The 11,609-nt window shown below is 45.8% G+C and carries 8 protein-coding genes; 6 read left to right on the forward strand and 2 right to left on the reverse strand.

Features of this window, described 5'->3' with window-relative positions; translation table 11 throughout:
* A partial coding sequence (locus EBR25_10330; protein NBW41378.1) for a hypothetical protein occupies nucleotides 1-1,707 on the forward strand: 1,707 nt, incomplete at its 5' end.
* Between the two features lie 58 nt (nucleotides 1,708-1,765).
* Here the strand turns inward: EBR25_10330 and pgi are convergent.
* Nucleotides 1,766-3,361: a glucose-6-phosphate isomerase gene (gene pgi / locus EBR25_10335; protein ID NBW41379.1), complete on the reverse strand. Its 1,596-nt coding sequence runs from the start codon at nucleotides 3,359-3,361 to the stop codon at nucleotides 1,766-1,768.
* Nucleotides 3,362-3,688: 327 nt separating this feature from the next.
* Between pgi and EBR25_10340 the strand changes: the two genes are divergently transcribed.
* The 5 genes from EBR25_10340 (at nucleotide 3,689) to EBR25_10360 (ending at nucleotide 10,679) form a co-directional block, all read left to right on the forward strand.
* The gene (locus EBR25_10340) at nucleotides 3,689-5,167 is read left to right on the forward strand and encodes a DUF58 domain-containing protein (protein ID NBW41380.1); all 1,479 of its coding nucleotides are present in this window, start codon (nucleotides 3,689-3,691) and stop codon (nucleotides 5,165-5,167) included.
* Between the two features lie 5 nt (nucleotides 5,168-5,172).
* Nucleotides 5,173-7,437 carry a transglutaminase domain-containing protein gene (locus EBR25_10345; GenBank protein NBW41381.1) on the forward strand — a complete coding sequence of 755 codons (2,265 nt, stop codon included), beginning with the start codon at nucleotides 5,173-5,175 and terminating at the stop codon, nucleotides 7,435-7,437.
* Nucleotides 7,430-9,361: a hypothetical protein gene (locus EBR25_10350; GenBank protein NBW41382.1), complete on the forward strand. Its 1,932-nt coding sequence runs from the start codon at nucleotides 7,430-7,432 to the stop codon at nucleotides 9,359-9,361. The genes EBR25_10345 and EBR25_10350 overlap by 8 nt, the downstream gene beginning before the upstream one ends.
* Before the next feature lie 81 nt (nucleotides 9,362-9,442).
* The gene (locus tag EBR25_10355; protein NBW41383.1) at nucleotides 9,443-10,462 is read left to right on the forward strand and encodes a MoxR family ATPase; all 1,020 of its coding nucleotides are present in this window, start codon (nucleotides 9,443-9,445) and stop codon (nucleotides 10,460-10,462) included.
* 10 nt (nucleotides 10,463-10,472) lie between these two features.
* Entirely contained in the window at nucleotides 10,473-10,679 is a 207-nt protein-coding gene (locus EBR25_10360; protein NBW41384.1) for a hypothetical protein, read from the forward strand.
* A gap of 108 nt (nucleotides 10,680-10,787) precedes the next feature.
* Here the strand turns inward: EBR25_10360 and EBR25_10365 are convergent.
* Nucleotides 10,788-11,609 (reverse strand): translational GTPase TypA (locus EBR25_10365; GenBank protein NBW41385.1); only part of this gene is annotated, 822 nt, incomplete at its 5' end.

An 11,609-nucleotide genomic window follows, 5' to 3' on the forward strand; every position in this document is an offset into this window, starting at 1 on the left:
CTATTCGACTCGACTTCCAATGCGAATATTGCTCCAACTTTTCAAAAGCAAGGCGCGATACCAAACTCCGGAGTGTTAAGCAACGCACTGCTCGTCAACCACTTCTCTTACCGATATCGACTCCGTCCAGGACCAAATGCTCTTAACCCAGCAAACGGCACGGGAAATCCAGAACTCCCATTCAGCGGCGTCTTTACAGATCAAGAGACAAGTAACTCCTTTTATGTGCGCAAAGATTTTCAAACCTTCAGCCTGAATTCGACCAGCCCAAATGATCCAGCCCCCATTATCTCACTCGTAGCCGAAAAAGCTGAGGCAAAGGTTGAGCTACGACTATTTGATAGTGATTTAACCACTCAAGTCGGTGGTTACTTTCGAATTGAATCCGACGCCGATCCAAACGTGCTTGGATCATTTGATGTTCTGGTAAGTGGTGAATTTTCAGCAACGAGCTCACTCAGTGTGCCAGTTATCTCGGGAAGAACCTATAGAGTATCAGTTTTCCCACCACAAACTCAGCAGGGAGCTACTGATAAAATTCCTCCGAAACCACAGATCATCACTATTCCGTTTGAGAGCATCTCAACATTCCCGCTTGACTTTACGTTGAAAGAGCCGAACTACCTTCTTACCGTGAATCTCTCGGCAACGAATCAAACTGGTAGTAGCCTTAACCTCGGATCTTTCTCAAGCATCTCGTGCTCAGCATACAATGCCAGAAAAGAAAAAAGCTCTGCAAAAGTAACTCCCGGAGAAAGCTCTGTTATCCTTCCGCTCTATGTAAAAAACGAAAACAAAGCAGAGAACTGGAAAGTGAATTGTTTTGGCGTCGAGTCCACAACAAGCAATAGTAACTCGCGAAAATACTCTGGGGAAACAAGTTATCAGACCATTGCATCGCAAACTGGCGATAGCATAAATCTGGCGATTTCTGACTCAGGCACGTACTACACGCTGGTATCACCCACCATCCTCCTCAATCAAAATACAAAGCTTACTTTTCCTGATGGGCAAGCAACCATTGAGTTTCCCTCAGGAGGATTATCAGTGGGGTCTGGCATTGGAAGTGTTGAGATTAATACCGCCACAGAATTTAGCAGTACACTTGAAAGTCTTCCCCTTACTGTTTGGGAGATTACGCCAAAGATCGGCGGCACGGCTGTAACAATCCCCGAAAAAGATGCTGAACTCTGCATCCCTATTGATGAAACAGAGCTGAGTGCCGTAGGAGCAACAACTGATGCTGTCCTCATCGCTCGCTATGATGAGGACAGCGAGGTCTGGTCTCCACTCGCGACAACGATTACAACTGATGAAAATGGAGATCCGATCGCTTGTGCATCCATTGATCACTTCTCTATTCTCGGCACTATTATTGATGTGGCACTCGCGCTACAAGAGACAACCCCCTCTTCCTTAAAATTGCGGCTGCGAAGCATAAACTCGACTAGGAATCGATGCGTGGCTACATGGACTGCTCCCGAAACAGAGTTTGCTGATGTCTTAAGCTATACCGTCAGATTCAAAAAATTTAGCAAGCCGAACAAAAGGAAAAAATGCAAGAGTCTTGAAGATGATGCTTTCGTTACAAAACAAGTGGCGGGAAAAACTCGGGCAACTCTGAAAACAAAAAGCTCTTGTTGCGTAGAAGTCCTCGTTGAAGACGGGGAAACACCGACAACGAGAAAATTCAAAAGACCTCGCTAAAGGTCTGATAAAAAAGTGAGGGGGCGGTAACAGCCGACAGCTCGAGCCCAAAAGTCAGCTAGTTCCGTAAACAATATTGGCGTAAAAACACCTCTTCAGACTCATCCGAAACAGCAACGACTCCGTTGGCAGCAAGTCGTTCCAGTATCTTAAAAATCTCAAATCGCTCATCAGAGGAAAGTGCATGTGCTAGCTCATCGACACTCTGGTAACGACCTGCTTCTTGAGACATCAGATGCACAATATCTTTCTTTAACTGGACTACTCGCTCTGCTGCTTTCTTTCCAGCTTCTACTCCTGGTTGATTATACGCATTAATGTTGGCCATACTCGCATAAAAAGATACTGCACGCTCAAAGAAGGCAAGTAGCGCTCCAACACTAAATTCATTGAGGGAACGAAGAGAAATCATCACCGATGGTCGACCACTATCGAATAACGCTCTCTGTGTGCCAAGGAGGAAGCCTTGAAGATAATCTCCTGCTGTCATCCCCTCCTCTACCTCTTCTTTGCAGATATGTACAAGCTGTTCAGCTCCTTTATCAAAACCCACGGATTCCTCCAATACTTCGACAAACGAGATAAATACATTATCTCTCCCATCCCGAAGCTGCTGCACATAGGCGTGCTGGTCCGTAGACCCCTTATTGCCGTAGACTGCGATGCCCTCATGTACTCGGTTCCCATCAAGATCACACTCTTTCCCAAGGCTCTCCATAATCAGCTGTTGCAGGTATCGGCTTAATAAGAGCAACCTGTCTCTGTATGGTAAAACTACCATGTCTCTCGAGGCGGCCATGATCTGCCATATCCGCGCGAGCATGAGCGCAGGATTTTCCTCAGGTTGTTCCCCACGTGTGCATTGATCCATCTCGCGCGCCCCTTCTAAGAGCGCATCGATATTTATCCCCAAAAGAGCTGCTGGCAAAAGCCCAACAGCGCTCCATAGACTCGTTCGTCCTCCAACCCAATCCCACATTGGAAATCGTTCTATCCATCCCTGTTCTTGCGCATAAATATCGAGAAGGCTCCCTTTCCCAGTTATAGCAACTGCATGTTTCGGAAAAGATAGTCCCTGCTTCTCAAAGATTTTCTCAACAAGAATCATTCCATTCCGAGTCTCTTTGGTTCCACCAGACTTAGAGACCACAAGAACTAACGTTTCCTCAAGCGAAGGAATTTGACTTACGGTATGAGCGATTCCCTCGGGATCTGTGTTGTCAATCGCGAAAAAATGAAGTGGGCGCTGAGGCGTATGGAAGATGTCTGCCATTAACTGAGGACCGAGCGCAGACCCCCCTATTCCTATTAATAAGAGCGATGTAAAGGATTTTCCTGCTCCAGAACGCAAAGCCCCCTTATGAATTTGTGCTACAAAGCCTTGTATGCGACTACGCTCCTCTTCTATCGCACTTGCCAGCTCAGAGGTGGGGGCAAGCTCAGGAGCCCGCAACCAGTAGTGTCCCACCATGCGATCTTCATCCTGATTTACTCTTTCGCCCTGCTCCAATCTTCGCATTCCCTCAAGAGCTGAATTGCGCTTATCAACCGGAAAATCGAGGGATTCATGAATGCAGCTATAGTCAAAGAAGAACTGCTCATTCAATCCGATCCAGCTTCTTTTCTTAAAGTCGTTCCAGCGTTCTTTGCTCATTTTTCATTCTCCTGACCAAGAGCTGATCTGCTATATGCCCAGTTGACTCGCTCTCTACTGTTTAGCTCGAATTATTCACCATATTCTCTATGCTCATTTCGAGATTATGTCCTTTGACACTCTCCCTGCTTGCACCAGCCGAAGAGCAGACAGACGAAAGTCATATGAGTAAGAGTTTCAGAACTTCCTTGCTGATACAATACAAACACTTTCCAGCCAGAGATTCCTCTTTTACAATACCCCTTCTCGGTAGACTCTACCTCCTATTCGCTGAGCGATCTTGGTGAAAATGGTCAATTTTCACATTCCAGCGGTAGTAGCGCTCTTATGAAGAACAGGTCATACTACCCGAATACCCCTGTAAAAAAACACTCGTTTCATTGGAATATGTCAACATCTCTCAGCTCAAGTGATATACCTCTCGATTCAGCGAGCAATGGCTTAGACAACATCAAAACCGACGATGTTTCGAGCCAGAAAAGACGAATTCGTCATCTCCCGACCTTACAAGGGCTCGTGCTTCTGCTCTTCGGAATTTCAATGGTGATTGGTCCCGCTTCTCAACATTCAGATCTGATTGCAGCAGTAGTTGGATACTCGTTAATCATCCTTGTCCCTGTAATGAGCATCGCTACTCTGCTGACTGGTTGGAGGATGTGCGCTCGCATTCAGCTACGACCAACCTATGGAGTTCCTCAATTCAGCACATCAAGCCGTCCAACTTCAGAGCACCCTTTCTCTCTCTTTATTCGGCTGTCAGAAATATACCTTCCACCCCTCTTTTCTGTTTCCTTAACTCCGCATTTTCTTCAAGAACAGAACGCAGCTACATGGAAGGTTGCTGGAGACCTAGGAAAAGGAAAAGAACTGATGCAACTTCTCGAAATGCCTCATCGCGGCCAATGGAGTCTTTCTCACATAGAGTGCGCTCTTCAAGATACGCTCGGGCTTTCTAAATTTTCGTGGCAGGTCAACTTTCACCCCTCAATGACAATTCCGGTCTATCCGCCAGTGCTATCCCCAAAAGAGATTCCTATTTTTACTTCTGATACGACTTCAGGGGTTGAGCAAGTAGAGCTACAAAATAGAGGAGGCGACCTCTTTGATGTAAAGCGCTATCATCCAGCCGATGGCGCTCGAAAGATTTTGTGGAAGGTATATGCAAAGTCAGGCGAACTCCTTGCAAGACATCCAGAGCCATCGATGCGTCCCGAGGGAACTATTTCGGCATTGGTGCTCGCTGGTAAAAACGATGATGCCCTCTGCTCAACTGTCATCTCATATCTGCGTGTACTAGAGGAAGAGGGATTCGAGTTTCTGCTCGCTGCCGATGGCTGGCAAGAATCCGATACAGCTCATACTGGTACCGCGACATCTTCTTCACAGGCAGAAGAAGTCTTACTTGCCGGAGTATGGCAGGCAGATGTAACCACAACCGAAGAGAGAATGAGAAATGTAGCCTCTCTTTCTGAACATCAAGCACGAGAGCATGGAAGTCGACTGAACCTTCTGACCGTCTTTGTATCAGTCAAGCGACTAAGCAATCCTGAGTTCATGGCCGCGGCACTAGAGCTTCAAACGCTCCTCAACAAGCAGCATCTTGATAGCTTTTGGATAATACTTGATGCCGCTGATAGGCAAGAGAATGAAAAAAGCTCACCCCTTCTTGAAAGGATTATTTTTCGAGATGATGAAGGAACTGAGAAAACTGCTCCAAATGATGACGCCATGATGCAGAATGCTCGTGAGCAATTCCTCAGTGAGTGTGAGAAGAATAATGTTCGGTTTACACTCGTTCAGAATTAGTAGATATGAAAGGGATAATGACGTACGCAACAGAAATCGAAAACAGAGAGCCAAGAGCTGCTCTCTCTCCATTTCAAGCGCATACGGATTTGAAATCACGATTGCATCTGCTTTTTCTCATCATGATGACCGCTATGCGTTTTGCTGTTGGCGCTACAATAGTGTCAATCATGCACGACACTTTTAGCATTTCTACGCCCAAAGAGCTGCTTGTTCTCGGACTGTTGTTCGGTATTCTTCTCGGAACCTTTACTGCGTTCACACGCCTTAGAAGTTATGTGGCTCCTATTTTATTTTTGACTATTTTCCTCGGTATAAATGGTCTTTTTCAAATACTACAAGGATTCTTTACGCAGACAGCCAGCGGCATATTAGCACCCTTCTCGCTGCTGCTTGATTGGAACCTTATCTTTTATGTTTTTGTTTTTGGATTTATGACCACGTGGCTTCTTTGGCGTGTTCGATATTTTGGTACATTTGAAGTGCTCTCAACTCTTCTTATGTCTGTAGGCTTTTTCTCTCTTCACAGAGATTTTCAATTCGCACTAGCACCAAAAATTGTCCAACAACTTGCTTGGGATTTAAATACCTCCGCCTTTTCTTTGCTGATTATACTAGCAAGTATCATTACGATTATGACGGTCTGCTATATTGCGATTATCGGGCATCCTGGAACTCCGTTCCAAAGAAGCACCGATCGACGTACGTTTGTAGTCACGGGTGAAAGCCGATTTTTTTTCAATTTTCTTGGTTATGCCGTTATCCTCCTCTTCATCAGTCTTATTTCGAGAGGGGTCTACTCTTACTACCAGGTAATGCAAGAAAGCTTAGGTGCGAACGGAGTCGGACAAAAAGCTGCCGAAGAATCGGTCGGGAAATCTCCACTTGGATTTCATTCAGCACTGGGAAGCAATAATCAGCCTGCAGCACTTGTGCGTCTCCGAGGGGATTATCCTGAGAATCCTCTTTCTCCGATGTTATACCTGAGAGAGGGCGCGCTTTCTGCCTTCAATGGAAGGGAGCTTGTTGAAGCCATTGAAGGGTTTGATGATGATGTTCCTGGAACTTCCCCGAATCAGTTTTTTCGAGGGCAAGAGCGAATGGAATACTTTGAACGAGTTCCCGTTCCGCATTCTGTCTATTTATTATCGGATCATAATGTCGTTTTCACGGTGGACTATCCCATCTCAGTAGAACCCCTTGAAAATCCATCACCCGAACGATTCCGAGGAGTCTATCGAGCATATTCTGTGGCAGCTGCTTATTCTTTAGATTCACTCACGCAAAAGCCGAGAGGTCACTCACAATGGCCCCTGGAAACGAAGAACTTCTACCTGAAAGAACATTCAAATCAAAAATATGCAGAAATTGCTCGCTCCATTGTAGGAGATGAAGAAAACCCGGCTCTACGGGCTTCGCTGATTGTCGAATACCTCAATAAGAATGCAATTTATACTCTCAGTCCCAATCATGAGATTGATCCAACTGAAGATCCTGTTGCTCCATTTCTTTTTGGTGATATGCGTGGTTATTGTGTTCACTTTGCGCATGCTACGACCTACATGCTTCGCTCTCTCGGCATTCCTGCGCGCATTGCGACTGGATACCTCACCGATCTCAGCCAGGCCCGTGACGGACATATCCTTTTACGTATGAGCGACCGGCATGCGTGGGCGGAGGCATATTTTGAAGGCGCGGGCTGGGTTCCGTTTGACGTCCAACCCGAACAGGTAGAAAGCCATGCTGATACCGAAGTAGATGCGCAACTGCTTGAAGAACTGATGGGACTCATTGGAGCAGAGAACGCCTTGATTCCACCAGAGTCCTATGAGGACGAACAGACCTTTGAAGAACCCTCCCGACCATGGATTCCCTCGACAACTTCAATACTCTACCTCGCTATCGGGTTGTACGTACTCCTGCTTGGACGAAAGCTGATTCTACTCTACGGCTGGTTACTGCCAGCACCACTCTCAAAGAGATTAATTCGTGCACACACTGCAATTTCTGTACGACTACAAGATTATGGCTATCCAAGACTTTTCGCAGAAACTCACCGTGAACACTTGAATCGCCTTAACCAGGATACTGGAGCCTTTCCAGTTCAGATCTGGCGACTCTATCACATGCTTCGCTATGGAAATGATACACAAAACACAAAAGAGGAGATAAACAGTGCCATTTACGCTGACATGAAAGAGCTATCACATTTTTCGATTAGAAAAAGAGTTTGGTCACTGGTAAATCCGCTCAATCTTCTTCATGGATAATAAGATGTTGGTCCGTAGCATACTTTCTCTACTAGCCCTGACTTTGCCTCTCTTCCTACCCCTACTCGCAGGCACTGCTGTTGCTGAAACTACAATTCTTGATCCTCTTGATCCGAATTCTCGTCCATATACTGATGAAACACTGCAGGTCGATACCACAAAGACACATGATGAACTGCTCAGAGAAGCTGAATTACTCTTTCAAGATGAGCGTCCCCTCGATGCCCGCACGAAATTACTTCTTGCTCTCTCGAAGAATCCCGAAAGTTATCAAGCGCACGGAATGCTCGCTGCCTACTACATAGCGCATGTCCACCACTTTAAACTAGCACTCAAATATATCCGTCGAGCTCTTCAATTATTACAACTACAAGCAGGTCCTCCGCCCTATGGGGACCCCCTTACTGCTGCAACTCATGCACACTATCTCCATCTGCTTGCAGAGTCGCGACTCAGTCTGGATGATTATGAAGGTGCGCTCGCTGCTCTCGATGAATATGAATCCTATAATTATTACCAAAATTGGTACCCTGCATCTCGTGCGTGGATTCTCATGAAAAATGGAAAAATCGATGAAGCGATTAAAATAGCACGCTTTGGTCTAGCAATTGGAGTCGATGTAGGGAGAAACCTGAATGTGCTCGGAATCCTTCTCTCACTCAGAAATGATCGAGATCTATCAATAGAAATATTTCGTCAAGCTATTGCCCATGAGTTTTCCCTGGGCTCTCAAGAGGGTAACGCTGCTACCCCTCTTAATAATGTTGGAGAAGTCTATAGAGAAACATTTCAAGAGCAATCAGCTGAGCGCTCATGGATGCAAGCCGTTTCTCTTCCTGATGGTTGTCAACATGTTTTACCAAGTTTGAATCTTGCAATTATCCGTCTAGAGCGACTCGATCTTCGCGGAGCCAGTGATGCAGTTGACAACTTCGAGTCTTGTGTGGCTCAGTTTCCACTCAGGAACGGGGAAGAACATCGCGCCCTTGTTCATCTTATTCGTGGACGAATAAGTCTCTATTGGGGTGAAGTAGATAAGGCAATTGAGCACCTCTCCACTGCTCTTCAAAGACAACAATGGTTCGGGAGAATCGGAACAGATATTGAGGATCTGGAGGCTGGAGCGCTGAGCTCTCTTGCTACGGCTCTTCGTCAGAAACTACGTCGCCAAGCAGTTTTACATCCGTCTTCAGAGAGTTTCATGTCATCTCTCAAACGAACATGGCAAAGGATAAATCTTAAAATAAGATCATGGTGGCTCAATCGTAGAGTTTTGCAGTTACTTATTGACGACCTTGAAAATGCGGAAGATATCTATATTCGAAATACTGATAGTCTCCTCGATTACAGTTTGCTTGGAGATGTACTGTCACGCATGCCTGCAAAAACCCTTGAAAGGCGTATCACGCTCTTCATACAAGAGGAAGATCGCGGACCAGCACAGAACTATTACCAGCTCTACCTTGCAGAGAACAAATTACACCATGGAGATGAAGCTCAAGGGCTCAACGAACTAAGGGAGATACGAAAGAGGCTCAGGAAGCCTGCAGATGCTGCCGCGACATTACATCTCGTGCTCACTATGGCGCAGCATATTCGTCCCGAAGATGCTGAATATGAGGACCTGCTGCTCATTGGATTTACATTGAATAAAATGAGCATTCCAAGCTATGGGCTGAGACTTCCCGTCAACTTCTCATCATCGACGGGAGAACGGCCTTCAATCTTTGACAAGAGCCCATTTTTGATTGACTCAACCCGACAACACGAGTTCCTGATTACGCACGGGTTAACGGACACTGGGAAACACAGCCTGCGATTTAATTCTCGAACAGGTCTCTCAAGTCCGTTTGTCGTCACTGGCGATGACCTCTCTGAGGTTATCTTGAAACTCGCAAACGAGGTTTATGCAAAGCCGAAATGAGAACTGCTTTTCAAGGAAGAAAAGGGAAACGTAGAGTGGTAGAAGACCAATTGCTTGCGGTAAGATAAGGGAGGATAAAAAATGGAAGTATCAATGGAAGAAACAGAAAGAAATAACTCGGAAAACATTGCCGCGGCTGTGGAAACGGCAGGGAAACTTCATGCGGCTCTCAGCTCAGTGATTCGAGGGCGCTCTGATACTATCACTCTGGTTCTTACGGCGCTTTTCGCGGATGGACATGTCCTTTTAGAAGACTATCCAGGATCTGGTAAAACATTGCTGACAAAAACTCTCGGACGGCTGATCAAAGAAGATGCAAGCGAGAGTAACGTACCAGAAGGAGTGATTCCGTTTCGACGAATTCAATTTACTCCCGACATGCTTCCAGGTGATGTTCTCGGGGTAAATATATTCGAACCGAAGAGTGGCACTTTTCATTTTGTTCGGGGACCAGTATTTGCTCATATTGTGCTCGCAGATGAACTGAACCGAACGGGTCCAAAAGTACAAGCTGCATTCCTCGAATGCATGGCAGAAAAACAAGTTACCATCGATAATACGACCCACAAGCTAGACCAGCTCTTTTTCGTAGTAGGAACGCAAAATCCGCTCGATCTCGCGGGAACATATCCTCTTCCACTTGTACAACTTGATCGCTTTTTACTACGTATTCCAATGTCGTATGTAGATGCTCAGACAGAGGTAGAAATTCTTGATCATCACGAGGAAATCATTAATCGAGCTGAGGCCATACAACCAGTTACTACTCGGTCAAGTATTCTTCACGCTCAAGAGGTTACGCGCCAAGTACATGTCAGTAAAGAAATTCAGCAAACCATAGTTGATATCGTACAAGACACAAGACGGGCTTCACTCTTTCAGTTCGGAGCATCAACGCGAGCCGCGTTAATGGTTCAACAAGCTCTCCGAGGACATGCTATTGTAAACGGCAAAAGTTTTGCTGATGAAGATGATCTAAAAACTATCCTGCCGCATGTTCTGCTACATCGACTCCGTTTTCAAGGAGGGATAAAAAATACAAGTGAGGCACTTCAAGAATTCCTCGCTCCACATCTCGAGAGATTAATCAGGCGGAAGTAAATATTTCTCTGTGTGCTTGAAAGAAGGAAAGCTAAAAAAAAGGGGCCAAGGCCGCTACTATCAAGGTCTGTGGGGGGGGGGATTAGGTGATAGTAGCGACCTTGGCATCCCCAACTTAGAAGTCACAAAAGTTATGCCCTCTGTTGGAAGAATGTGCTTTATTTTTGCATTTTTTATCAAATTTTTTTTTAATATACTGTATTTACTTGGATTTTAGTCGGGGCTTTCTGGCTTTCTCGACAGGAAAAGGGAATACCAAGAGGAGCGCGCCCTCGGTCTCTCATCCTCGTCTCTTACCGTGAAAAGCACTTACAGGGAAAACTCGCTACAGACGGTCTCTTCTGTCATTCGCATTCAGTTTTGTTTTCCTGAGCCTTATATTCTTCGGAGTAACCTCAACCAATTCATCTTCCCGAATAAACTCAATCGCCTTCTCTAAGGTCATTGGCGTAACAGGTGTTAGCTGAATATTTTCATCCTTTCCTGATGCCCGCATATTCGTAAGCTTTTTGGCTTTGCATGGATTTACATTCAAGTCATTTCCTCGAGTATGCTCTCCGATAATAAGCCCCTCATATACTGGCTCTCCTGGGGAGACAAACAGTCGACCTCGCGGCTGTAAATGGAATAATCCATATGCAACACCTTCTCCCGTTCTATCTGCCACAAGTGAACCTGTGGTCCGAGAAGGAAAATCCCCGCGGTATGGCTCATATCCCTCTAGATAGGAATTCATAATACCCGTTCCGCGAGTATCGGTAAGATATTGACTGCGGTACCCGATTAAGCCCCTTGATGGGATAGAGAAGTCAACTCGCACCCTTCCTGAACCCCCATTATGCATATTGAGCATCTTCCCTTTCCGCATCGAGAGCTTCTCAGTGACGATACCAAGATATGCTTCATCACAATCCACTTGTAAGTGTTCAATCGGCTCTAACTGCTGACCTGCCTCCTCTTTGAAAAGAACTTGCGGCCTGCCAATTGAAAGCTCAAAGCCTTCTCGCCTCATCGTCTCAATTAAAATTGCCAACTGTAGCTCTCCACGCCCCTTTACCAAGAACGCATCATCTCCATCTCCGAACTCAACCTGCAAACTAACATTGAAGAGAATTTCTTTCTGTAAACGCTCCCGTATGCGCTGCCC

The sequence above is a fragment of the bacterium genome (assembly GCA_009926305.1).
GTDB lineage: Bacteria > Bdellovibrionota_C > UBA2361 > UBA2361 > RFPC01 > RFPC01.